The sequence below is a fragment of the Myroides sp. ZB35 genome (assembly GCF_001865835.1).
Lineage (GTDB): Bacteria > Bacteroidota > Bacteroidia > Flavobacteriales > Flavobacteriaceae > Flavobacterium > Flavobacterium odoratimimum.
The window spans coordinates 679,975-706,759 of the sequence record NZ_CP017769.1 but is presented as its reverse complement, the minus strand read 5'-3'; the positions used below and the strand labels follow the sequence as shown (position 1 = coordinate 706,759).

The following is a 26,785-nucleotide window of genomic DNA, read 5'->3' as shown; positions in this document are numbered from 1 at the left end:
TGTATCTTATAAAAAGTGCTGTCATTGGTTAGCTAACAAATTTAAAAAATGTTTTCGTTATAATGATAGTTTAAGTGCCAAAGAGAATAAAATAAAAGCTAGTTATTCGTTAATTTATAATATGTTTAACAACTAACCGAATAACTTAATAATAAGAATATAAAAGAATAAATTAGTTTCCAAAGGATATGAAATCACAAGAAATTCGTCAGAAGTTTTTAAACTTTTTTGAAGAAAGAGGTCACATGGTTGTACCTTCTGCGCCGATCGTTCTTAAAGACGATCCAACTTTAATGTTTAATAACTCTGGGATGGCCCAGTTTAAAGAGTATTTCTTAGGAAACGCCAAGCCTAAAAGTAACCGTATCACTGATACACAGAAGTGTCTTCGTGTGTCTGGTAAGCACAATGACTTAGAAGAGGTAGGTATCGATACATACCACCACACGATGTTCGAGATGCTAGGGAACTGGAGTTTCGGAGATTACTTTAAGAAAGAAGCTATCAATTGGGCTTGGGAATTATTGACTGAAGTTTATAACATCCCTAAAGATATTTTATACGTTACTGTATTTGAAGGTAGCGAAGAGGAGAACGTTCCTTTTGACCAAGAAGCTTATGATATCTGGAGTACCCTAATTGATAAGGATCGTATCCTGATGGGGAATAAGAAAGATAACTTCTGGGAAATGGGAGACCAAGGACCATGTGGACCATGTACTGAGATTCACGTAGATATCCGTAGTGCTGAGGAGAAGGCAAAGATAGCAGGTAGAGAATTAGTGAATGGTGATCACCCACAGGTAGTAGAGATCTGGAATAACGTATTTATGGAGTTTAACCGTAAAGCGGATGGTTCTTTAGAGAAGTTACCTGCTCAGCACGTAGATACAGGTATGGGATTTGAGCGTCTATGTATGGTGCTTCAAGGAGTACAGTCTAACTATGACACAGATGTATTCTCTCCACTTATCGCTAAAGTATCTGAGCTAACAGGTGGTAAATACACAATGAAAGCAAAAGATGATGAGGAAGAGAAGATTAATATTGCTATCCGTGTTATCGTTGACCACGTAAGAGCAGTTGCCTTTGCTATTGCAGATGGACAGTTGCCTTCTAACAATGGTGCAGGGTATGTGATCCGTCGTATCTTACGTCGTGCTATTCGCTATGCATTTACGTTCTTAGATAAGAAAGAACCATTTATCTACGAATTAGTAGAGGTGTTAAGTGCACAGATGGGAGCATTCTTCCCAGAAATCACTAGTCAAAAAGAATTAGTGAAAAACGTGATTAAAGAAGAAGAAACTTCTTTCTTAAGAACGTTAGAGCAAGGGTTACATTTATTAGACAATGTGATCAAACAAACAGAAGGAAAAGTAGTATCAGGAGTGAAGGCTTTTGAACTATACGATACGTTTGGTTTCCCTATTGACTTGACAGCGCTTATTCTTAGAGAGAAAGGATATGAACTAGACGAAGCTGGATTTGACGCAGCAATGTTAGAACAAAAAACACGTTCTCGTGCAGCTTCAGAAGTATCTACAGATGACTGGACTGTATTAGTATCAGGTAATGTAGAGCAGTTCGTAGGATACGATCAGTTAGAGAATGAAGTGAAGATCACTCGTTATAGAAAGATTGATAGTAAAAAAGATGGTAAGTTATTCCAAATCGTATTAGACGCTACACCATTCTATCCAGAAGGAGGAGGACAGGTAGGAGATACTGGAGTATTAGTATCTGCTAATGACACGATTGAAGTAATCGACACAAAAAAAGAGAATAACTTAATATTACATATCGTAAGAGAGCTTCCTGCTAATGTAGAAGGAACTTTAGTAGCGAAGGTAGATATAGATGCTCGTAAGCAATCTATGGCTAACCACTCTGCTACTCACTTACTACACCAAGCATTGCGTACTATCTTAGGTACTCACGTAGAACAAAAAGGTTCGTTAGTAGCTCCTACGCACTTGCGCTTTGACTTCTCTCACTTCTCTAAAGTGACAGAAGAAGAGTTAGCACAAGTAGAGGCATTTGTGAATGATAGAATTCACGATCACTTGCCATTAGTAGAGCGCAGAAGTATCCCTATGGCTCAGGCTATCGCTGAGGGTGCTATGGCATTATTCGGTGAGAAGTATGGTGATGAGGTACGTGCTATTAAGTTCGGAGAGAGTATGGAGCTATGTGGAGGTACTCACGTAGGGAATACTAGTGATATCTGGCAGTTCAAGATCGTAAGTGAAGGTGCTGTAGCTGCGGGTATTCGTCGTATTGAGGCGATTACGAATAAAGCTGCTCGTCAGTTCTACGCTGAACAAGAGTTGACTCTTAAAGAGATCAAAATGGTATTAAAGAATCCACAAGATACTCTAAAAGCTGTAGGTGCTCTTCAAGATGAGAATGCTAAGCTTAAAAAGCAAGTAGAGCAACTATTAAAAGAGAAAGCGAAGAACTTAAAAGGAGACTTAAAAGGTCAAATCCAAGAAGTGAACGGTATTGCTTTCTTAGCTGTAGAAGTGGACTTAGATGCTTCAGGAGCGAAAGACTTAGCGTATGAGTTAGGTAATGAGTTCTCTAATCTATATGTACTGTTCGGTAGTGTAGCTAATGATAAGCCAATGCTGACTTGTTATGTATCTAAAGATATAGTAGAAAGCAAAGGTCTTAATGCTGGTACTATCGTACGTGAGTTAGGTAAACACATCCAAGGTGGTGGTGGTGGACAAGCATTCTTCGCTACAGCAGGAGGTAAGAACCCAGCTGGTATGGCAGAAGCTATTGCTCACGCAAAAGATTATTTGAAATAGTATTATATTTGTAGTAATAATAGATAAAAAAGATTCTCATATGAGAATCTTTTTTTATACAACCTTAAATCTATAGAAAACGTTTAAACGAGAATAAATTATACAAAACAGAGCAAGATTAGTGATTAAAGCACACTATAGTGTGGTTTTAGAGCTAATTGAAGCTATGTAAAGTAGAATTTATTCGCAGTAAATGGTGGCTGTGGATTTAAGGTGCATTAATAAATTTAGGAGGATGAAGTTTAGTACAGTAGTACCTACTAAGGTAGCCAAGGATAGAATTAAGTACGAGCATAAGATCTTATCTATGGGGTCTTGCTTTGCTGTGAATATTAGTGATAAGTTAAAGGAGTATCAGTTCCAGAGTGTGGTGAACCCATTCGGTATTCTGTTTCATCCTATTGCGATAGAGCGTGTATTAGCGTATGCTGTAAATGGACATGAGTTTACTAGCGCAGATGTATTCTGTCATAACGAGGTGTGGAGTAGCTTTATAGCACATTCTGATTTGAATGAATTAGAAGAAGAAGATATTGTGACGAAGCTGAATGTAAAGTTGTTTGACTTACAAGTAGCGTTAAAAGAAAGTGCCTTTATGTATATCACTTTAGGGACGGCTTGGGTATATGAGCATACCGAGAGTGGAATGGTTGTTGCTAATTGTCATAAGGTACCACAGCACAATTTCAAAAAGAGATTATTAAGCTATGAAGAAATAAAGGCTAGTCTGTCTAAAATCATTAAATTAGTACAAGCTATTAACCCTGATATACAGATTGTGTTTACAGTATCTCCAGTGAGACATTTTAAAGATGGTATAGTAGAGAATCAGAGAAGTAAGTCAGCATTATTTACTGCCTTACACGATGTATTAGATGCACAAAAAGATGAGCAGGGAGCAGAGATTAGTTACTTCCCTTCTTATGAGATTGTGATGGATGAGTTAAGAGATTATCGCTTCTATAAGGCTGATATGTTACATCCAAATGAGTTGGCGATAGACTATATCTGGGAACGCTTTGTGACGACATGGATTCATCCTGATATGTATCCGATCATGCATAAAGTAGATGAGGTACAAAAAGGACTTAACCATAGACCTTTTAACCCTACTGCAGAGCAACACATGGTTTTCTTAGATACGTTGGTAGCCAAGATAGATTACTTATTAGAGAAATATCCATTTATGAACTTTAGATAGTTATGAGAAAGTTATTGCGCGTACTCTTCGGTATATTTATAGTGCTCTTCTTTATGTTTGCAGGAGTTGTTTTGTATAACAGTTTTGTGAAAGAGAGTAAAGATGATATGCAATACAATACAGCTCTAATCCAAGAGCAGTTAAAAAATGTGAGTAAACTAGTCGTGACAGAAGCTACCTTCTCACAAGTGATGACGTATAAGGATCAGCAGAAGTACTTTTTAAATATGCTTTCTTTTGACAAGAAGGCTGTTGTTATTATTAATGCTAAGGCTACTGTAGCGTATGATTTGAGTCAACTGCAATATCAGATCGATGAGAAGAATAAGGTAGTGCAATTAATATATATCCCAGAAGCGGAAGTAAATATATATCCTGACTATAAAATACTAGATGTAGAACAGAGTACTTTCAACCCTTTTAAAGGGGATGACTACAATAAGATTAATGCGAAAGTGAAGAAAGACTTAGAAGATAAAATAGAAAAGTCCACTTTAAAATCGAATGCTGAGAATCGACTTATCAGTGAACTTTCTAAAATATTAATAGTTACCAATACTCTAGGTTGGAAATTAGAGTATCAGGGCAACGTTATTCAAAGTGATAAAGACTTGGTATTAGATATGGCTTTATAAGCTTTTTAGAATAATATCTATACCGTCTTTGATTAAATGAGCTACTTCAGGTCTGTTTGTTTGAACAGATTTAAGGTGGCTCATTGCTTTTTCAGCTAATGCTGTATTTGAAGCTTTTTTAGCAAGTTCTAGTATTTCTACTGTAAGTAACCAATCAGAAGAGTAGTCGTTGATTAGAACGTCTAGTACGTTGTTTAAATCAGTTGTTTTATTCTCTTCTCTCATGGCTCTAACTTCTTGGTAGAAGTTTTCGAGCTTTATTTTACTCTCGTCTCTTTTTGCTTTGATTGTTTGGCTAGAAGGAACGTGATTGATTAGATCAAAACTGTGGTAGTCTGCAGGTCCTGAGAAAGCAGATATGACATGAGCACCAACAGCCATATCATAAGTACCCCATTCTGGTTGGAATAGTACTTCGTCATTGTGCTTCACTGTACAATCACTAAAACTAATCAGAATAATCTTTCCATGTATATTACGAATACCTGTAATATTAGTTCCAGACACAGTGATACCTCCTTCGAACTCTAAGGTTACTGGCTTGCCTTCATATAAGTTGTAAGCTTTAAGGTCTCTAGGACTCATGTCTTCTATAGCAAGGTTGATTCCCTTTAAACGACCTAGTGCAGTACCAAATCCGTGTGGATGTGTCTCTGTACCATGTCCTACTAGTTCTTTCTCTCTATACGCTAGAGCAGTGTTTCCTGTTGTCTGTACATAAGCAGGTTTGCCTTCGTGTTCGATTACACGTGTGAATACACCTGATATCTGTAGACCTGTATTCAGTTCTATCGTACCTAAGGCTTTAGAGTCTATTAGTTTGTTTATTCCCATTAAGCCTCCTTTTCTTAAAGCCATCTTATTCGCAAACTCTTCTAATACTTCACTTAGGTAAGCAAAGTCAGGAGTCACGTATAGCTGAGGTTGAGGTTTAGTGATATCAAAGCCTTGGTATGCAGCTTCTATGCTGTAAGGAAGCTTCTTTACATTATCAGTCATACACCACGCACTCTCTCCAATAGAAGATAATAAGCCTGCTCCGTATATCTTAGGGTTATCCGTAGTACCGATTAGTCCATACTCTACTGTCCACCAGTGTAGGTTACGGATAAGTGCCATCTCAGAAGGTTCTTCTGTTATGCCTTGCAGGTAATCCACTTGCTCTTCTGCTTTTTTGATTTCTTCTGGGTCTACACCTTCAGCCTCTTTCAAAATAGACAGTAAGCGGATAGCCTCATATATCTCATAGTCTCTACCTGAAGAAATAGCCTTACAGCCTATCTCTCCGAAACGTCTTAGATATTCAGCATACTCTGGATTAGCGATAATAGGAGCATGTCCTGCACCTTCGTGTATAATGTCTGGTGCAGGTGTGTATTCTATATTCTCTAGTTGTCTAATATCTGATGCAATAACAAGTACTTTATACGCCTGAAACTCCATAAAGGCATTCGGTGGTATAAAGCCATCTACTGCTACAGCAGCCCAACCAATTTCCTTTAATATTCTATTCATTCCATACATACTAGGAATGCTTTCTATAGAAATACCTGTTTTAGCTAGACCGTCAAGATATGATTCGTGAGCAACTTTAGATAGATAATCAACATTTTTACGCATAACGTATCGCCACACAGCTTGATTAATAGGTGTATAATCCTGATAACTCTGTGGTTTGATAAATTGTTTTAAATGCTGTGGTAATCTTTCGATCAAGTCGTTACTTTCATATTCTTGTGTTTTCATAAATGAAATTTGTTATTGTTTGTCGTAAATATAATAAAAACAATGGATGATAGGTACTCAGAATACCTTATTGTTGTGTTTTTAGTCGAATCATTAAGATAATTCTTTAAGAAACTATAAAAGAACAGAGGCTCTCCTCTAAAGGAAAGCCTCTGTATATATCATTTGTTCAATGAATTATTTCTTCTCTAGAGTAGGAGGGAACTTGGTTAATATCTTTTCGATAAACTCATGTATTCTCTCTTCTTTTTTCTCTGGAGTAGGTGCATTGTCTAAGTACCCAGTCCCTATTCCTTGCCAAATTAAGGCTTTTTTCTTTGTATCAAGAACATCTATATAAAGCGTTCCTTCTATAGAAGTTGACACTGTCGTATTATTAGGTCCCCAATATGGTCCCCATCCCCAACCATAGTATCCGTAAGGAGAATAGAAGTTGTTATGGGTTGTCACATTGACTTGTTTTGATGCTTTAGTGAAAATATTAATAACAAAATCAGGATTGCTACTAGCTTTTGTAAAACCCTTCGCAGTAAGATTGTTATCAATAGCAGTTAGAATTCTCTTCTTGTCTAAGTCATTAATCTTTGTTTGATCAATACCTTCTTTAAAGAAAGCATACGTTTTGTATTGTTCGAAGTCCACAGCTTTGTCATAATCAGCTGTTACTTTAACGCTACTACATGATGCTATAAATAACATCAATAGAGCTAGAGGTAATAGTTTAATAGCTTTCATGAGTGAAATTGTTTTAATTGTTATTTCAATAAGTTTTCATCTACTATATTCGGAATAGTTACTTTTAGAAGTGGTTCTACTTCCATCGCTCTTTTTATTGCAAAAATAGCTTCGTCATTTCTAGCCCAGCTTCTTCTAGCGATTCCATTATTAACGTCCCAGAATAGCATTGACTCTAATCTTTTTTGTGCTTCAATAGTACCATCAAGTAACATACCAAAACCACCGTTGATTACTTCTCCCCATCCTACACCACCACCATTGTGGATAGATACCCAAGTAGCTCCTCTGAAGCTGTCTCCGATAACGTTATGGATAGCCATATCAGCTGTGAATTTAGAGCCATCATAGATATTAGATGTTTCTCTGTATGGAGAGTCTGTACCAGATACGTCATGGTGATCTCTTCCTAATACTACAGGACCTATTTTACCTGCTTTAATAGCATCGTTAAATGCTCTTGCTATATTAATACGTCCTTCTGCATCTGCATATAAGATACGAGCTTGTGACCCTACTACTAGTTTATTCTCTTGAGCTCCTTTTATCCAACGGATATTATCAGCCATCTGTTGTTGTATTTCTACAGGAGAGTTTTTAATCATCTCTTCTAATACCTCACAAGCGATCTCATCTGTTTTCGCTAGATCTTCTGGATTTCCAGATGTACATACCCATCTAAATGGCCCAAATCCGTAGTCAAAACACATCGGTCCCATAATGTCCTGTACATAACTAGGGTATCTAAAGTCGATATTATTAGCAGCCATAACATCAGCTCCTGCTCTAGAAGCTTCTAATAAGAAGGCATTTCCATAGTCAAAGAAATACGTTCCTTTAGCTGTATGTTTATTAATAGCAGCTGCTTGTCTTCTTAGAGACTCTTGTACTAGTTCTTTAAACTTAGCTGGGTTATTAGCCATTAAGTCATTTGCTTCTTCAAAAGCAACACCTACTGGGTAGTATCCACCTGCCCAAGGGTTGTGAAGAGAAGTCTGGTCAGAACCTAGGTCGATGTATAAATCTTGTTTATCAAACTCTTCCCATATATCTACTACGTTACCTTGGTATGCGATAGATACGATTTCTTTATTTTCTTGTGCTTTCTTAACGCGAACGACTAAAGCATTGATATCAGTTACTACTTCATCTACCCATCCTTGAGAATGTCTTGTATGTACTGCTTTAGGGTTTACCTCTGCACATACTGTAATACATCCAGCGATATTACCTGCTTTTGGTTGAGCACCACTCATCCCTCCAAGACCTGATGTTACAAATAACTTACCAGCTAATCCTTCTCCATTCTTAGCTATTTTTCTACCACCGTTTAGCACAGTGATTGTTGTCCCGTGTACGATACCTTGAGGACCTATATACATATAGCTACCCGCAGTCATCTGACCGTACTGTGTCACACCTAACGCATTGAACTTCTCCCAATCATCCGGTTTAGAGTAGTTAGGGATCATCATACCATTAGTCACCACTACACGAGGCGCATTTTTATGAGAAGGGAATAGTCCCATAGGATGACCAGAATACATTACTAATGTCTGCTCGTCAGTCATCTCTCCTAAATACTTCATCGTCAGTAAGTATTGAGCCCAGTTAGAGAACACAGCCCCGTTACCTCCGTAAGTAATTAACTCATGTGGATGTTGAGCTACAGCATAGTCAAGGTTGTTTTGGATCATCAGCATGATTGCCTTCGCTTGTAGACATTGTCCAGGATACTCATCTATCGGTCTAGCATACATCTTGTAGTCAGGGCGTAGACGGTACATATAGATTCTTCCGTACTTTTCAAGTTCTTCTTTGAACTCAGGGATAAGTGTGCTGTGATTCTCACTTGGGAAATAGCGTAGCGCATTCTTAAGAGCTAGTATTTTCTCATCATCTGATAAGATTTCTTTTCTCTTAGGAGCGTGGTTGATAGATAAATCATACTCTTTCTTAGGAGGTAACACAGTCGGTATCCCTTGTAAAATATGTTCTTGAAAAGTCATTTTTATATTTTTTTGTTTGTTATTAATTTTTATTTAAATACTAGTGAATTAGCCAAATCATTAACTATTTTTGCTACGTTGACGCTTTATTACACTAGCTGTAGTAAAACTGATGGGAAGATAGTAATAAACTTGGATAAAATTAATATCTCGATTATTAAAAAGTTCTAAAAAAAGCGAGTGGTAGTTGTTTGTAAATATTTAGTTCCTAAAGGATATCAAGGGATAACATTGTTTCCCTTTATTATTTTAAGATCGGCAGAATCTAAAGGAGATCGTTATTTGCTAAACCATGAGCGCATCCATCTAAGACAACAAGTAGAGCTGTTGATCGTGTTCTTTTATCTTTGGTATGTTTTAGATTTCGTATGGCGTTACTTTCAGACTAAGGATATGAAGAAGGCATATAGAAAGAACTTGTTTGAGAGAGAGGCGTATCAGTATGAACACAATCTAGAGTATTTAAAAACGAGAAGACTTTATTCATTCTTAAGAAATAGAAACAATGTTTGAGAACGAGAATGTATATAATGAACAATTAAAAGTAGAATTGCCTAGAGGGATTACTATTTTTGTCAAAAGAGAGGATTTATTGCATGAGGAAGTATCGGGTAATAAGTTTAGAAAATTAAAGTACAATATTTTAAAAGCACAAGAGTTAGGATATAGTAAGCTTTTGACATTCGGTGGCGCATATTCTAACCATATAGCGGCTACTGCAGCAGCAGGACGTATCTGTGGAGTAGAGACAATAGGCATTATTAGAGGTGAAGAGCTAGAGAATAACTACGCAGGTAATTCAACACTAACGAAGGCAGTTGAGGATGGAATGACATTAGGCTTTCTGACGCGTACGGATTATAGAAATAAAGGAGAGGTAGAGATCATCAATAGTTTAAAAGCTATTTATGGAGATTTTTACTTAGTACCAGAAGGAGGAACCAATGAAGAGGCGATAAAGGGGACTGAAGAAATATTAAAAGAAGGTGACGAGACCTTCGATTATATCTGTACAGCTGTAGGAACTGGGGGTACGATAGCAGGTATTATCAATAGTTCTCATCCAAATCAAACAATATTAGGCTTTCCTGCCCTTAAAGGAAGCTTTTTATATGAGGATATTCGTAAGTTTGTTACTAACAATAATTGGGACTTAGTCTTAGACTATCACTTCGGAGGATATGCTAAGTATAATGAGGAGTTATTGTCATTTCTAAGAGAACTCTATAAGCAAACAGGTGTTTTGTTTGACCCTATTTATAATGGTAAGATGATATACGGAGTGTTAGAAGAGATTAAGAAAGGAAGATTTAAGGATAATAGTAGAATACTTGTAATACACACTGGTGGCTTACAAGGTTGGAACGAAAAGATTAAAATTTAGCAATAGTAATGTATGTATAGAAGAATCATTTTTTTTATTTGTATGGTCTTTCTTGTTGGGTGTGCTAGCAAGAAAACTCCAATGCCTAAGAGTAAGGCTCTAACTACGAAGAGATATCCTGCTCCTACTGGGAAAAAAGTAAAAGAAAAAGAACTCGTGTCTAAGTCAGAGTATAGAGATAAGCTTCAGAAGAGTGAAGCAGATAGAAAAAAAGAAGAGAAGAAGAGAAGCTCTAGTGAGGTCTTAGAAGCTACGTCTAGACTGAGTGTGACTACTGATATGATACGTGACTATATCCTTACGTATAAAGATGCTGCACAAGATAATATGAAGGCATACGGAATCCCTGCTAGTATTAAGTTAGCACAAGGGGTATTAGAATCTGGATCAGGACAAGGTACGCTGAGTAGAAATGCGAATAACCACTTCGGTATTAAATGTCATCAAGGATGGGACGGTGAGTCTGTACGCCATACAGATGATGCCCCAGACGAATGCTTTAGAAAATATAGCAATCCTAACGAATCTTATACAGACCACTCTCTGTTCTTAACCAATAGAGGACGTTATAGTGATCTGTTCTTATTAGAAAAGGATGATTATGAAGGATGGGCAGTAGGACTAAAGAGTGCTGGGTATGCTACTGATCCTAGATATGCTGAGAAGTTGATCAGCCTTATCGAACGATATGAACTGTATAAATACGACGCTGAGGTACTGAACAAGACTGTGACCGGGCCAAGATCTAGAACGGTAGCGACAACAACTGATAAACCGAGCACAGTAACCGAAACTAAATCTACATCGAAGTCTACGAAAACTAGTACTAAGAGCAAAGGAACTGTACATGTAGTGAAAAAAGGAGATACATTATACTCTATCTCTAAGAGATATAATACGACTGTAGCACAGGTACAGAAAATGAATAAATTAACAGGAACAAACCTTTCAATAGGTCAAACTTTAAAAATAAAATAATATGTTATACCAAAGAAGTAGTAAGCTTTTTGCAGAAGCTGAGAAAGTGATACCAGGAGGAGTAAACTCTCCAGTACGTGCTTTTAAATCTGTCGGAGGAACTCCTATCTTCGTTAAAGAGGCTAAAGGAGCATATTTATACGATGAGGATGGTAATAAGCTTATAGATTATATTAACTCTTGGGGACCTATGATCTTAGGTCATGCTTATGAACCAGTAGTTAATGCTGTAGTCGAAAAAGCAAAATTAGGTACTTCTTTCGGGATGCCTACAGAGATAGAGACACAGATAGCAGAACTAGCTGTATCTATGGTGCCAAATATTGATAAGATACGCTTTGTGAATTCTGGTACAGAAGCTTGTATGAGTGCTATCAGATTAGCTAGAGGGTACACAGATAGAGATAAAATCATCAAGTTTAAAGGTTGTTATCACGGGCATTCAGATTCATTCTTGATTTCTGCAGGAAGTGGAGCTGTTACTTTCGGGTCTCCTAATAGTCCTGGTGTAACTGCTGGTACAGCAAAAGATACTTTATTAGCAGATTATAATAATCTAAGTAATGTAGAGTCTATCTTAGAAGCAAATAAAGGAGAAGTAGCAGCAATCATCATCGAGCCAGTAGCTGGTAATATGGGATGTGTGCCTCCAGCTAAAGGATTTTTAGAGGGATTAAGAACACTGTGTGATAAGCATGGTACACTATTGATCTTTGATGAGGTGATGACAGGATTCCGTCTAGCGAAAGGTGGAGCACAAGAATTATTCGGTGTGAATGCTGATATCGTTACTTTTGGTAAAGTAATTGGAGGAGGATTGCCTGTAGGGGCTTTTGCTTCTCGTAATGAAATCATGAATTACCTTGCACCAGTGGGGCCTGTATACCAAGCAGGAACACTATCTGGGAACCCATTAGCTATGGCTGCTGGTCTTACGATGTTACAAGAGATTAATAAAGATGCTGATCTATTTAAACGTCTTGAAGAAAAGACAGCTTATTTAGAAAAAGGTATGCGCAAGGTATTAACAGATAATAAAGTAGCTTATACGATTAACCGTGTAGGATCGATGATCTCTGTATTCTTTGACGAAAGAGAAGTAGTGGATTTCGAAACGGCAGGGTATGGTAATAACGATACGTTCAAGAAATTCTTCCATGGACTATTAGCAGAAGGAGTATATATTGCTCCATCATCGTATGAAACGTGGTTTATTACAGATGCATTGACTTACGAAGATTTAGATTACACGATTAATGCGGTGAACAAAATCTTCTCTTAAGCGATTTATTGCACTTTCAAAATACAGATCAATAACCTATTCTTTCGATAGAATAGGTTATTTTTTTACCTGCTATTTTGGGAGTTATCGCATAGTGGTCGCATAGTTATGGGATAGTGGTCGCATGTTTTTGCCTATTTTTTATGCGACCATTATGCGATCAAAGTGCCATCATTATTCTATCATAGGAAATTAGATCAATAAAAAAAGCAGAAACTTATTGAGTTTCTGCTTGTATTTATAATTTGTATAAGGTTGTTATATGTCTAGTTTTAATTGATCAGGTAGAAGTTTAAAAGACATTCTATGGTACTTACAAGGACCATATTTAGCAATAGCTTCCCTGTGTTCTTTAGTAGGATATCCTTTGTTTTTCTTCCAATTGTACATTGGGAACTCCTCGTGGATTTTATCCATATAATCATCTCGATACGTCTTCGCTAATATAGAAGCTGCCGCTAAGCTTAGATATTTCATATCCCCTTTGACTATACACTGATGAGGTAAGTCTGGTATAGGAGTAAACTTATTACCATCTATGATAAGAAACTCTGGTCTAGGGTCTAAGTCAAGTACAGAAAGAGTCATTGCCTTAATAGAAGCATGTAAGATGTTTAGTTCTTCGATCACATTTTCGTGTAGATGTGTTACTTTATAAGTTAATGCTTGATCTTCTATGATATCTCGGAGTTTGTATCGTATCTTAGAGGTGATTTTTTTAGAATCGTTTATTTCTTCATTGATAAAGTCTAGTGGGAGTATAACAGCTGCAGCCGTTACAGGGCCAGCGATACATCCTCTACCAGCTTCGTCAGTACCAGCTTCTAAGCTAAACTCTGAGAAATTTTTTAATAACATCTGAAGTTTCGTTTTTAATTATCGCAAATGTAAATAATATAAGCTGGATAGTTACAGAGAATCTTATGATAAATTTTATAGTTCTTAGTTCAATGTTTTGTTAAAAAATGGTTAGTTTATTAGTGAATTATTTTGGGTGACAAGGCGTATTTACTAGTATTGTAGGTTTTAATTGTTAAAAAAAATAAGTCAATTTTGTTTTTTTTAGCAATGAGTTAAAAAAACAATTGTTTTGATGTGCGTTGGTTGTTGTTTTATTTGATTTGTAATGTTTTTTATTTGTTAATATTTTAAATATTAAATAATGTATTATGAATAAGTATGGCTTGTATTGTTAATAATTGGTATTGAGGTTAGGTTATCTAATTACTTTTTTAGATTTGTGAACTAACTAATTCAATTTAATAATGATTTCTAAGTTAAGATGGACTTTAGCTCTGGTAGCAGGGCTAGCTGTGCAAACTTCTTTTGCACAAGAAAAGACTCTATCTGGAGTAGTATCAGAAGGAGGTCTTCCATTACCAGGTGTAAGCGTGGTAATCAAGGGAACTAACGAGGGTACTCAAACAGATCTAGATGGAAACTATTCTCTTAAGGTAAAACCTGGAGATGTATTAGTATATTCTTTTATCGGAATGAACGATAAGGAGTATAAAGTGTCTACAGCAAATAACTATAATGTTTCTTTAGAATCAGAAGATTCTGTTTTAGAAGAGGTTGTGGTGTTAGCTTACGGTCAGGTTAAAACTAAAAATGAAGTAACAGGTAATGCTGTAGCTATTAAAGGTGATGCTGTTTCAGCTACTCCTATGGCTTCTGCAGACCAAGCTTTACAAGGACGTGTAGCAGGTTTACAAATGTCTGCTTCATCTGGTTCTCCTGGAGCAAAACAAAATATTCGTATTCGTGGACGTAACTCTATGACTGCTACTAATGAGCCGTTATACGTTATCGATGGTGTACCTATGTATGATGGTGATTTCTCTGGAGGAAATCAAGGATCAGATTCACCTTCTACATCATTATCATTATTAGCAACGATTAACCCAGCAGATATTGAGTCTATGACTGTATTAAAAGATGCTGGTGCGACAGCAGTATATGGTGCTCGTGGTACAAATGGGGTAATCTTGATTACTACTAAAAGAGGTAAATCAGGAGCTACTAAATATAATTTAAGTGCACGTGTAGGATTCCAAAATAACGCTGTTAGAGGGCCTAAATTATTATCATCTAATCAAAAAGAAGAACTTTATTTAGATGGGTTATATAATACTTTCGGTGCTGAAAATGGATTTACTCGTGCAGAAGCTGGAGCTTGGGCATTAACACAGCCTAAACATGCTAATGCTGGTGGTTACAGTAATTGGATTGCTGCAGGTCGTCCTGATAATGATTGGGGTGAATATGTTAAGAATGCAGATGCGCCTTTAACTAGTATCAACTTCTCTGCTACAGGTGGTGGTGAGCGTAACAACTTCTACGCATCTATGTCACATGACAAAATGGAGAGTACTGTTATCGGATCTGATTTTAGACGTATCGGAGCTTCTTTAAGTTTTATGCAAAAATTAAGTGATAAAATCGAATTTAACACTAGTATTAAAGTTACAAATACTAAACAAAATGGTATTTCTGAAGGGGGATCATATTTCTCGAATCCTAACTATATTAAGTTAGTGATGAATCCATGGAACCCATTGTATAACGAAGATGGTAGTTACTATCTACCACCATCAGGATATCACAATGTTGTATATACTACAAAGCATAATCAAAATTTGAATGATGTTACTCGTGTAATTAATTCTAATTCTATTAGTTATGCTATTACGGATAACTTGAAGTTTACTTCTTCTATGGGTATTGATTATACATTAGCAGATTATTCTGAGTATAGAAACCCTATTCATGGTGATGGTAGAACTTATGATGGTACTGCTGCTAAATATGTTAGAAGAAACTTTAGTTATGTAGCTCAAAACGGATTAGACTATAGATTCTATTTAGGAGAGAACCATAAGTTCGATGCTAAAGTATTAGTAGAATATCAAAAATCTAAACGTAGTTTCTTACAAGGAACAGGACAGATTATCTTAGAAGGATTCAATTCTTTAGCTGCTGCGGCTGCTAATAGAGATGCTGGATATGATTTCTTAGATGATTCTAACTTAGGATATGTTGGTATCTTAAACTATAACTATCAAAATAGATTCTTAGTAGATGTAACAGGAAGACGTGAAGGTTCTTCTAAATTTACAGATAGAATAGGTTACTTCTATTCAGTTGGTGGTGCATGGAATATGCATATGGAAGAATGGATGCAAAATCAACAAACTATTTCGACATTACGTCTTAGAGGATCGTATGGTACGAATGGTAACTCTCAGATTAATCCTAATCAATATGTACGTCGTGCTGATATCGTATCTTATGATGGAGAGGCAGCACTTATTCCAACTCAGATTGGAGGACCTATTGGATGGGAGAAACAACAAAAAATGGACTTTGGTTTTACTTTAGGGTTGTTTAATGAGCGTATTACATTAGGAGCTGCTTATTTTGACAGTAAAACAAGTGACTTATTATACAATAGATCTCTTTCTAAAATGTCTGGTTTCACTAGCCAAATGATGAATATGGGAGCTATGAATAACCGTGGTATTGAAGTAGAGTTCAATGGGGAAGTTGTTAGATCTGATGATTTTAATGTTTCTGTTGGTTTTAACTTTGGTACAGTTCGTAATAGAATTACTGAGATGCCTGTTGTTGATGGAAAAGAATTAGAGGTTTATAAATCTTATAATGCTGATGTATCAGGACATGAAGTAGGAGAGTGGTATATGCCAACATGGGCTGGTGTTGACCCTGCTACAGGACAACCTATGTGGTTTGATAAAGACGGTAATGCTACTTCTGATTATTCTAAAGCAGAACATAGATTCCAAGGAGCGAGTGCTTTACCAAAATATACTGGAGGTGCTAACTTACACGTAGATTATAAAGGATTCTTCTTAGATGGTATGTTTACTTTCGCTGGAGGACATAAAGTATATGAGCAGTATGCATTTAAAACAGCTGGTACTACAAGTGCTTTAGTTTCTTCAAATGCGTCTGTAGAGATGTTAGATAGATGGCAAAAACCAGGTGATATTACTAACGTGCCAATCGTAGAGTATACTGCTACTGGAGGTAACAAGAGTTTCACAAGTCCATCTACTAGATTCTTACACGATGGAGATTATATTAGATTGCGTAATGTTACTTTAGGGTATAATTTCAACTCTGAATTTACAAGAGCTTTAAAAGTCGATGGTTTAAGTTTCTCAGTTATAGGAACGAACTTATGGACATGGGTTAAAGACAAAGGATTAAAATATGACCCAGAAGTAGATCCTTCAGGTTATGTTAGTGTAGCTACTCCGCCTGTAAAATCAGTAGTATTCTCTGTAAATGTTAAGTTTTAAAAAGTTATGAAAAAAATTATATTTTCAATATTATCTGTAGTTCTTTTATCTGCTGGAATGACTAGTTGTTCAGATGATAGATTAGACGCTACATTAGAAGGTGCTCGAGATATCGAATCTAAGCCACTAGTATCTGCTACTGACTTAAGAGCGGCAGTATCTGGTGCATATTATAGAATGGTAAATTATAATTACTACGGACGTGATATGGTTATCTTCAGTGAAGTACGTGGAGATAATGCATATGCGGCGGCTGGTTTTTCGAACCGTTTTCAAAATGTATCTAGTTTTACTTTGACTCCTACTCATGCTTTTCCATCAGATACATGGAAGAAGATCTATGAGGTAATTAGTTCTGCTAACTTAGCTATAGGTTCTAATATTACAATAGGTGATAAAACTGATATTAATCAAGGAAAAGCTGAAGCTTTAGCAATAAGAGCATTAGCTCATTTTGATCTATTGCGTTTATTTGGACAACAAAATGTTGACAATGCTGGATTAGCAGGATTAGGTGTACCTTATATTACGCAGTTTGGCGAATTAGATGCTAAAAATTACAAAAGACTTTCTGTTAGAGAAGTTAGAGATCTTATTTATAGAGATTTAGATGAGGCTTTGACTTTAGTAGATAAGAATGCAACTAAGAAAACACGTTTCAATGCACAATCAATTAATGGTGTGAAATCAAGAGTAGCATTGTTTTTTGGAGCATTTGATAGTGCAGATTATAACATTGCAATGGAAAGTGCTGAGAAAGCATTGAGTTTAGGTGGTGCTGTTGTTCAAAGAAGTGCTTATGTTGCTTCATTTAGAGCTGAAGAACCACAAAGTAACTCTATACTAGAATTAGCACAAGATAATATCAATAATCAAGGTATTAATGGATTATCATATATCTATTCTTATTTAGGATATGGAGATGTTGTAGGGATAGAAGAGAACTTAAAAGCTCTTTTTACAGACAAAACAGATATCCGTTCATCTGAAGAGATGCAAGGTGTAAATATGGTGAAAGGTAAAGCTGAGTACTACCGTAACTTTGGTAAGTATACAGCTGTAAGCTCTAACATCAAGGTTATGCGTTATGAGGAGCTAATTTATAACTACGCTGAGGCTGCAGTTCGTTCAAAATCAAATGTTACAAGAGCTTTAGAATTAGTTAATAAGGTTGCTGAAGAAAGATATGAAGGTAACCCTAAAGCTAAATTTGCTTCTTTAACATTAGAGGTTGTATTAGCAGAGAGACGTAAAGAATTAGTATTTGAAGGATTCCGTTTTGACGATCAAATGCGTAATAAAGAAGATCTAGGTGTAACACCTCAATCTAAGGATGGGGTTAAATATGGTGATGCTAAGTTAGCATTCCCTATCCCTCGTAGTGAGATCAATGATAGTAAAATCGATCAAAATAAAGGTTACTAATTAATTTGGTCATCTGAAAAATAAGGAAAAGGCTTTCGCATATGCGAAAGCCTTTTTTTCGTCATTACTATATTTGGTTAATATTTAGAGAAGAATTAGAAGTCAATAGATATGTTGTTTAAGTTTGATTATGTTATTATTAGAGAACCAGAGAAGTAATTAAGTCTGATTTAAAAAATATATAAGCCTATAAGAAATTTCTTATAGGCTTTTTGTTTGGAGATAACTGATGATGTGATTATTTGTATATTATAATTATTTTATAAATTGAAATTAAAAATAATATGTTTATTGTGTTAATATTTTAGTTTTAATACGTGTTTGTTGTTTTGTTTTTTATTATTATTTTTTAATAAATCTATTTCATTTTGTTAAATCTTAATATTGTCATAAAGAAATTCAAATATTTTGTTAGATTTGTTTCACTAACTAATCAATGTTATTAATGAAGAAATCTAGACTTAATTGGTTTTATGCTAGTTTGCTATTACTTTCAGTAAGCGCAGGTTATGCACAAGACAAGAAGCTTACGGGAGTTGTAAGCGAGGGAGGAACTCCTCTTCCAGGGGTTTCTGTTACAATCCAAGGTACTAACCATGGAACTCAAACAGATTTGGATGGTAATTATTCTTTAAATGTAAAACCTGGAGATGTATTAGTCTTTAGTTTTATAGGTATGAAGGATATTACGTATAAAGTCGGACAAGCAAGTATTTATAATCCATCTTTATCATCTGAAGATAATCAATTAACAGAAGTTGTAGTTCTTGCTTATGGACAAAGTAAAGGTAAAAATGAGGTTACAGGTAATGTTGTAACTGTAAAAGGTGATGTTATTGCAAAGACACCTGTGGTTTCAGTAGATCAAGCTTTACAAGGACGTGTAGCTGGATTACAAATGGCGACGACATCTGGTTCTCCTGGAGCTACACAGAATATTCGTATCCGTGGTCGTAATTCACTATCTGCTAATAATGAACCTTTATTCGTTGTGGATGGTGTTCCGTTGACAAGTGGTAATATTTCGGGTAACGACGAAGGAACTTCTCTTTCTTCCCTTTCAGGTATTAATTCTGAAGATATCGAAACTATGACTGTATTGAAAGATGCTGCTGCTACTGCTGCATATGGAGCTAGAGGAGGTAATGGGGTTATTTTGATTACAACTAAAAAAGGTAAAAGAGGTGAGCCTAGTTATAATTTAAAAGCGTCTGTTGGATTTCAAAACTTTGCTAGGAAGGGCCCTAAGTTTTTAAGTGGAGAACAAAAGAAAGAGCTATGGTTGGAGTCTAATTACAATACTCTTGGTGAAAAATTGGGATTCACTATGGATAATGTTTGGGATTGGTATACAGGTTATTATGGGCCAAATAATCAATTGACTAGATGGGTAGCTAATGGATCTCAAGATAACAATTGGAGAGATGCTGTTTTAAATAAAGATGCTCTAACTACTACTGTGTCGTTAGGAGTAAATGGTGGAGATGAGAAAGGAACGTATTATGCTAATTTCGCACATGAAAAATTTGATGGTGTAGTTATAGGTTCTGATTTCAGAAAAGTTTCTGGTGCATTTAATATGACTCGACAACTTAATGATAGATTAGATATTAAAATAGGAGCAAACGTATCTAATATACTTCAAAACGGTATTAATGAAGGTGGGGCTTATTTTTCTAACCCTAACTTATCAGGGATGTTTATTTCTCCTTGGGCTCCTATATACAATGAAGACGGGAGTCATAATTTAAATCTTCCAGGAGGATTGCATAATCCATTGTATGTTACAGATAACAATATTGCTCGTAATGATGTAATACGCGTAATTTCTAATAATAGTTTAGGGTATAAATTATTAGATGATTTGAAATTTGAGTCAACTATTGGATTGGATTATTTAATGGCAAATTATAAAACTTATCTTAACCCAATACATGGAGATGGAGAGAGTTATTATGGTTCTGCTAGTGAAACTGATAGAAAAAGATTTAACTATGTATGGCAAAATAGTTTGAACTATAAATTTTATTTAGGTGATAGTCATAAGTTTGATACAAGAGTATTAATGGAGTATCAAAAAAATAAAGCCAATCTTTTACAAGGTAGTGGAGAAGTTTTACCTCCAGGAATGATTAGTGTTGGGGCATCAGCTGCTAATTATATTGCCAATGCGAGATATACTGATTGGGTTAGTCTTGGATTCTTGGGGTTATTGAATTATAGTTATAATGATAAATATTTACTTGACTTGACGTTGAGAAGAGAAGGGTCTTCTAGATTCTCTGAAAGTGATAGATGGGGAACTTTCTTTGCTGTAGGTGGTGCTTGGAACATTAGTTCAGAATCTTTTATGAATGATGTTGAGTTTGTGAATTTACTGCGTTTAAGAGGATCTGTAGGGACTACTGGTAACTCAGAAATAGAGTCAAATACTTATGCACAACTTTTACAACCTGGGAAGTATAATGGGGAATCAGCAATGGTTTCTAGTCAGTTTGGGGGATTGTTAGGATGGGAGAAACAATTAAAAACTGATGTAGGTATTGAATTCGGGTTATTTGATAATCGTTTAACGGGTAGTTTTACTTATTTCCATAGTAAGAGTAAGGATTTATTATATGCACGACCATTGTCTCGTACTTCAGGATTTAATTCTCAATGGACAAATTTAGGAGATTTAACAAATAGCGGTATTGAGATTGAGTTAAATTACGATGTGTTCCGTACAGAGGATTTTAATTGGTCTATAGGTGGAAATATTGGAACTGTTAAAAATAAAATGGTAACTATGCCTATAGTTGATGGAAAACCTTTAAAAGTATTAGGAAGTTTTAAAGGAACTGAAGAAGGAAAAGCATTGGAAGAATGGAGATTAAAAGAATATGCAGGTGTTGATGCTCAGACAGGGTTAGCACAGTGGTATATGGCTGATGGTAGTAAAACAACTAATTATAATGCAGCAGAAACTAGATATCAAAATAAGAGTGCATTGCCAAAATTAACTGGAGCTGTTAATACTCATATTGAATATAAAGGAGTTTATTTAGATGCATTGTTTTCTTTTGCAACTGGTTATAGTGTTTATGATTATTGGTCGGGTTACACAAATGCTGTAAATGCTACATCATTGAATAGTTTTAATGGGACAACAGAGTTAATGGAAAGATGGCAAAAGCCTGGAGATATTACTGATGTACCTAAACTTACAAATGGAGGCGGTGGAACTTATACTTCTCCGAGTACAAGATGGTTGTATGATGGAGATCATATACGATTAAAACAAATAACATTAGGTTATAATTTAAAATCGACTGTAGCAAAATCTATGGGATTAGATGCAGTTAATTTGTCAGTTTCTGCTAGAAACCCTCTGACATGGGTGAAGGATAGTAGATTGAAATGGGATCCAGAGGTAGATGCGACAGGGTATATTGAAATGGCAACTCCTCCGTTGAAATCATTTGTATTTACGTTAAACGTTAAATTTTAAGAAGAATGAAAAATATAGTTAAAATCTTTTTACTTGCTGGATTTGTTGGATTAGCAAGTACAAGTTTTACATCTTGTTCATTAGATTCAATTGATTCTAATACAAAAGATAATGAAAAGAATCCTATAAGTTCTGTAGAAGAACTATTAGCGAGTTTGAATGGTTCTTATGCTCGTATGGCTCTTGAAACTTATTATGGACGTGATCTTATAGCTTTTTCAGAAAGTAGATCTTCATATATGTATTCTACAAATGAGTCTGGACGATTTGGATCTATTTCAGGATTTACAATTCTTCCTACTCATGCTTATTCTGCAGATACTTGGACTCAAATATATAAGGTTATTTCAAATACTAATCGTGTTTTAGAAGCTGAAATTGCAGAAACTAATACTGTGAAGTATTATAAAGGACAAGCTTATGTTATTCGAGCGATTGCTCATTATGATTTGCTAAGGCTTTACGGGGAGCAATATGTTGAAGGATTAGGATTAAATGCTTTAGGAATACCTTATAAAACTTCATTTAGTGATATTGATGAAAAAATCAGCCGTCCTACTGTAAAAGAAAATCAAGTATCAATTTTGTCTGATTTAGATAAAGGTATACAAATGATGACTGATGCAGAAAAGGTTATAGGGAGTGGAGATAATATTCGATTAAATGCTGCAAGTGCAAATGGATTTAAATCTAGAATAGCTTTGTTTTTTAGTAAATACGATGCTAAAATGCTTGATGTTGTAGTGGAGAGTTCTTTAAAAGTGATTGAATCATCAAGAGCACAAGTAATGAGCAGAAGTTCGTTTGTTGATGCATATAAAGGTGATGGAGTTATGACTAACTCATTATTTGAATTAGCACAGTCAGGTATAGACAATTTAACTACTAATAGTTTATTCTATATTTATTCTTTAGATGGTTATGGTGACTTAGTTTGTATGGATGATGCTATCAAGAGTATCTTTCCTGATAAAGAGGGTACTGAAATAGTAGATGATGTCCGTAGTCAAATTGTCGGATTAGACGAGGATGAAGAAAATGTTCGTAATTTAGGAAAATATACTGATCGTACATCTAATATACGTGTAATGCGTATTGAGGAGATTATGTTAAACTATATTGAAGCAACTTTGCAAGGTGCTTCTAACGGAAGTTCTGCCAAAGCTTTAACATTTATGAATGATATTGTATCTCAACGTGTAACTTTACAGAAGCCAAAAGTTGGAGATCAACCACAACCAGCTGCTCAAGCTAAAAAATATGATGTGATAACGTTAGAGGATTACAAGAAAGAAAGAGTAAGAGAACTAATGTTTGAAGGATTTGCTTATGATGATTTAATGCGTTGGGGTGGTGTAGTTTCAAATCCAAAGAGTTTTGAAAATGAACTTTTAAGTGGAGGAAAAGTTGCTTTTGGAGAAAAGTGGACTGCATTCCCAATACCTCAAGTAGAGATTAACGTAAGTAAGATAGAACAAAATCAGGCATATAAATAATGTTTTTAAAAATGTAAAACCACTGGTAATTTTTGATAATAGTTATTGATGTGAGAAACTCATTAAAGCCCATCCAAATTTTGGATGGGCTTTTTTTATTTGAATTCTATTACAAATAATTTGTAGTTCTTTGTTTATGTTAATTTAATGTTAAGCGATGTGTTTAGATTTGCCATACTAACTAATCAATGTTTTTATGAAGAAATCTAGACTTAATTGGTTTTATGCTAGCCTGCTATTACTTTCAGTAAGTACGGTTTATGCACAAAACAAGACACTCACTGGAATTGTCAGTGAAGGAGGAGTGCCTTTACCAGGTGTTTCTGTTACGATAAAGGGTACTCAAGAAGGAGCTCAGACAGATTTAGAAGGGAAATATTCTCTTAAAGTGAAACCTGGTGATGTGCTTGTTTTTAGTTTTATAGGGATGAATGAGGTAACCTATAAAGTAGGTACAAGTGATCATTATAATGTTAATTTATCTACAGAGGATAATGTGTTAGATAGTGTAATAGTTTTAGCTTATGGTGAAGCAAAAACAAGAAATGAAGTAACAGGTAATGTTGTAGCTGTTCAAGGTGATATTATAGCTAATACACCCGTAGCATCTGTAGATCAAGCGTTGCAAGGTAGAGTTGCTGGATTACAGATGTCATCTACTTCAGGTTCTCCAGGGGCTATTCAGAATATTCGTATTCGTGGACGTAACTCAATGTCAGCGACTAATGAACCTTTATTTGTCGTAGATGGTATACCATTAACTAATGGGGATATATCTGGAACTTATACTGAGAGTGGTAATTCAAGTACTAGTTTATCTTCATTGTCAGGGATTAATAGTGAGGATATAGAAAGTATTACAGTGTTAAAAGATGCCGCAGCTACAGCCGCTTATGGAGCTAGAGGAGGTAATGGTGTTATTTTGATTACTACTAAACGTGGTAAACAAGGTGCTCCTAAGTTCGATTTTAAAGCTGCTATAGGTTTTCAGGACTTTGCTGTTAAAGGACCTAAATTTTTAAACGGAGAACAAAAGAAGGAGCTTTGGTTAGAAGCTATTTATAATACTGATGGTGCTGCGAATGGATTTGCTAAGGAAGATACTTATAATTGGTATATTAACACTAGAGAAGGAGCTGCGAGCCCTTTGAAGCAATGGGTAGATGGTGGAGCTATTGATAATGATTGGCGCAATGCTGTCTTAAATAAGCAAGCTGTGACTTCATCTATTAATTTGAATGTAACAGGTGGAGATGATAAAGGTACTTATTTTGCAAGTTTGGGACATGAGAAGTATGATGGAGTGATTATAGGTATGTATTTTAGGAAGGTTACAGGTTCATTTAATATGACTAGAAAGCTTTCGGATAAATTTGATATGAAGATTGGAGCGAATATATCTAATATTAAACAAGATGCAATCTTAGAAGGTGGAGCTTATTTTTCGAATCCTAATTTAACAGGTATGTTTATGAGTCCTTGGACACCTATTTATAATGAGGATGGATCTTATAATTTATCTATTCCATCAGGGGTACATAATTCTTTGTATACTGTTAAAAATGATTTTACAGAAAATGATATTACTCGTGTTATATCTAGTAATGCATTAGGATATAAAGTGTTAGATGATTTGAAATTTGAATCTACAATCGGCTTAGATTATATATTAGCAAATTACAGTGCCTATAGGAATCCAACGTATGGTGATGGTGCACAAAGGGATGGTTATGCAAATGATATTGTCAATAAAAGGTTTAATTATGTATGGCAGAATTCACTTAACTATAAGTTTTATCTAGGTGACTCGCACAAGTTTAATGCTCGTGCTATTATGGAGTTCCAAAAAAATAAAACTAGAAGATTGGAAGGGTTTGGAGAAGTTATACCTCCAGGAATGACGGGACTAGGTACTGCTGCAACTAATTTTAGGACAGATGCTGAATATCTAGATTGGTCTCAATTGAGTTTTTTAGGTTTGTTAAACTATAGTTATGCAAATCGTTATTTGATTGATTTAACAGTTAGAAGAGAGGGATCTTCTAGATTTTCTGAAAATGACAGATGGGGGACATTTTATGCCATAGGTGGAGCTTGGAATATTAATGAAGAAAGTTTTATGGCAGGTGTTGAGTCAATTAATTTGTTGAGATTAAGAGGGTCTTACGGAACTACAGGTAATGCCGAAATAACACCTAATACTTATATGCAACTAGTAGGAGCTGGCTCTTATAATGGAGAGTCTGCATTAATCTCTAATCAATTTGGAGGACCGTTAGGATGGGAGAACCAAAAGAAAATTGATGTAGGTGTTGAATTCGGTTTATTTGACAATAGATTAACAGGAAGCCTTAGTTATTTTAGTAGTAAGAGTAAAGATTTGTTGTATAAAAGACCCTTGTCTCTTACTTCTGGTTTTGAGTATCAATGGATGAATATGGGAGACTTAAAGAATAGTGGTTTTGAAGCAGAGTTTAATTTTGATGTTGTGCGTGGTGAAGATTTTAATTGGTCTATTGGAGTTAATGTTGCAACAGTAAAGAATGAGATGACTAATATGCCAATTGTAGATGGAAAACCATTAGAAGTTTTGGGGAGTTTTAAAGCTACAGTTAACGGAAAAGCTATAGAAACATGGAGATTAAAAGAATTCGCTGGTGTAGATCCTCAAACAGGATTAGCCCAATGGTATAAAGCAGATGGTACTAAGACAAGTAATTACAACCAAGCAGAGACGAGATTTCAGAATACAAGTGCTCTACCTAAAGTCACAGGTGGGCTTAGTACTCATTTGAATTATAAAGGTTTTTATCTAGATGCCTTATTTACTTTTGCAACAGGATATAGTGTGTATGATTATTGGGCATCATATACGAGTGGTGTAAATTCTAAAACTTTAAATACATATAATGGTACTACAGATTTATTTGATAGATGGCAGAAACCTGGAGATATAACAGATGTGCCTAAACTAACAAAAGGAGGTGGAACAACATATACTTCTGCAAGTACACGATTTTTATATAAAGGTGATCATATTCGTTTAAAACAGATTACAGTGGGATATAATCTTAATAAATCAGCAACTAAATTTATTGGAGTAGATGCTGTAAACTTATCTGTTACAGCTCGTAATCCATTGACTTGGGTTAAAGATAGTAAGTTAAAGTGGGATCCAGAGGTTAAAGCTGATGGTTACATCGAGATGGCTACGCCTCCACTTAAGACATTTATTTTTACGTTAAACGTTAAATTTTAAGAAG

At 35.3% G+C, this 26,785-nt stretch carries 16 protein-coding genes; 12 read left to right on the top strand and 4 right to left on the bottom strand.

The features are described 5' to 3' along the window. The first annotated feature begins 188 nt into the window (after positions 1 to 188). The 3 genes from alaS (at position 189) to BK054_RS03190 (ending at position 4,652) form a co-directional block, all read left to right on the top strand. Positions 189 to 2,816, top strand: a complete 2,628-nt coding sequence (gene alaS, locus BK054_RS03200) for an alanine--tRNA ligase (RefSeq protein ID WP_071306898.1) — start codon at positions 189 to 191, stop codon at positions 2,814 to 2,816. Between the two features lie 235 nt (positions 2,817 to 3,051). Beyond that, positions 3,052 to 4,017 (top strand): GSCFA domain-containing protein, encoded by a 966-nt coding sequence (locus BK054_RS03195; protein WP_071306897.1) that lies wholly within the window; start codon positions 3,052 to 3,054, stop codon positions 4,015 to 4,017. 2 nt (positions 4,018 to 4,019) lie between these two features. Then, positions 4,020 to 4,652, top strand: a complete 633-nt coding sequence (locus BK054_RS03190) for a DUF4230 domain-containing protein (protein WP_006266891.1) — start codon at positions 4,020 to 4,022, stop codon at positions 4,650 to 4,652. Here BK054_RS03190 and BK054_RS03185 read toward each other — a convergent pair. The 3 genes from BK054_RS03185 to BK054_RS03175 form a co-directional block, all read right to left on the bottom strand. Next, a complete protein-coding gene (locus tag BK054_RS03185) occupies positions 4,647 to 6,398 on the bottom strand; it encodes an aromatic amino acid hydroxylase (protein ID WP_006266892.1) in 1,752 nt (583 codons plus the stop codon). The two genes, BK054_RS03190 and BK054_RS03185, sit on opposite strands and share 6 nt — an antisense overlap. A 177-nt stretch (positions 6,399 to 6,575) precedes the next feature. Further along, complete coding sequence (locus BK054_RS03180) at positions 6,576 to 7,133, bottom strand: DUF4136 domain-containing protein (RefSeq protein ID WP_006262154.1); 558 nt, start codon at positions 7,131 to 7,133, stop codon at positions 6,576 to 6,578. Positions 7,134 to 7,153: 20 nt separating this feature from the next. Further along, the gene (locus BK054_RS03175; RefSeq protein WP_071306896.1) at positions 7,154 to 9,142 is read right to left on the bottom strand and encodes a urocanate hydratase; all 1,989 of its coding nucleotides are present in this window, start codon (positions 9,140 to 9,142) and stop codon (positions 7,154 to 7,156) included. 180 nt (positions 9,143 to 9,322) lie between these two features. Between BK054_RS03175 and BK054_RS03170 the strand changes: the two genes are divergently transcribed. From BK054_RS03170 to hemL, 4 genes are all read left to right on the top strand, one after another. Next, positions 9,323 to 9,655 (top strand): hypothetical protein, encoded by a 333-nt coding sequence (locus BK054_RS03170; protein ID WP_006264659.1) that lies wholly within the window; start codon positions 9,323 to 9,325, stop codon positions 9,653 to 9,655. Next, positions 9,648 to 10,526: a 1-aminocyclopropane-1-carboxylate deaminase/D-cysteine desulfhydrase gene (locus BK054_RS03165; RefSeq protein ID WP_006264660.1), complete on the top strand. Its 879-nt coding sequence runs from the start codon at positions 9,648 to 9,650 to the stop codon at positions 10,524 to 10,526. The genes BK054_RS03170 and BK054_RS03165 overlap by 8 nt, the downstream gene beginning before the upstream one ends. An 81-nt stretch (positions 10,527 to 10,607) precedes the next feature. Continuing rightward, positions 10,608 to 11,504, top strand: coding sequence for a glucosaminidase domain-containing protein (locus BK054_RS03160; RefSeq protein WP_006266894.1), 897 nt, complete (start codon positions 10,608 to 10,610; stop codon positions 11,502 to 11,504). A 1-nt stretch (position 11,505) separates the two neighbouring features. Then, positions 11,506 to 12,786, top strand: a complete 1,281-nt coding sequence (gene hemL, locus BK054_RS03155; protein WP_006266895.1) for a glutamate-1-semialdehyde 2,1-aminomutase — start codon at positions 11,506 to 11,508, stop codon at positions 12,784 to 12,786. Between the two features lie 258 nt (positions 12,787 to 13,044). Here hemL and BK054_RS03150 read toward each other — a convergent pair whose 3' ends face one another. Next, positions 13,045 to 13,644 carry a ribonuclease HII gene (locus tag BK054_RS03150; protein ID WP_006264663.1) on the bottom strand — a complete coding sequence of 200 codons (600 nt, stop codon included), beginning with the start codon at positions 13,642 to 13,644 and terminating at the stop codon, positions 13,045 to 13,047. Positions 13,645 to 14,051: 407 nt separating this feature from the next. Here BK054_RS03150 and BK054_RS03145 point away from each other — a divergent pair, with 407 nt between their 5' ends. From BK054_RS03145 to BK054_RS03125, 5 genes are all read left to right on the top strand, one after another. Next, complete coding sequence (locus tag BK054_RS03145; protein ID WP_006266896.1) at positions 14,052 to 17,111, top strand: SusC/RagA family TonB-linked outer membrane protein; 3,060 nt, start codon at positions 14,052 to 14,054, stop codon at positions 17,109 to 17,111. Between the two features lie 6 nt (positions 17,112 to 17,117). Continuing rightward, positions 17,118 to 18,536 carry a RagB/SusD family nutrient uptake outer membrane protein gene (locus tag BK054_RS03140; protein ID WP_006266897.1) on the top strand — a complete coding sequence of 473 codons (1,419 nt, stop codon included), beginning with the start codon at positions 17,118 to 17,120 and terminating at the stop codon, positions 18,534 to 18,536. 445 nt (positions 18,537 to 18,981) lie between these two features. Continuing rightward, entirely contained in the window at positions 18,982 to 22,026 is a 3,045-nt protein-coding gene (locus BK054_RS03135) for a SusC/RagA family TonB-linked outer membrane protein (RefSeq protein ID WP_006266898.1), read from the top strand. A 5-nt stretch (positions 22,027 to 22,031) separates the two neighbouring features. Continuing rightward, positions 22,032 to 23,522, top strand: coding sequence for a RagB/SusD family nutrient uptake outer membrane protein (locus BK054_RS03130; RefSeq protein WP_006266899.1), 1,491 nt, complete (start codon positions 22,032 to 22,034; stop codon positions 23,520 to 23,522). A 196-nt stretch (positions 23,523 to 23,718) separates the two neighbouring features. After that, the gene (locus tag BK054_RS03125; RefSeq protein ID WP_006266900.1) at positions 23,719 to 26,781 is read left to right on the top strand and encodes a SusC/RagA family TonB-linked outer membrane protein; all 3,063 of its coding nucleotides are present in this window, start codon (positions 23,719 to 23,721) and stop codon (positions 26,779 to 26,781) included. Positions 26,782 to 26,785 lie beyond the last annotated feature (4 nt).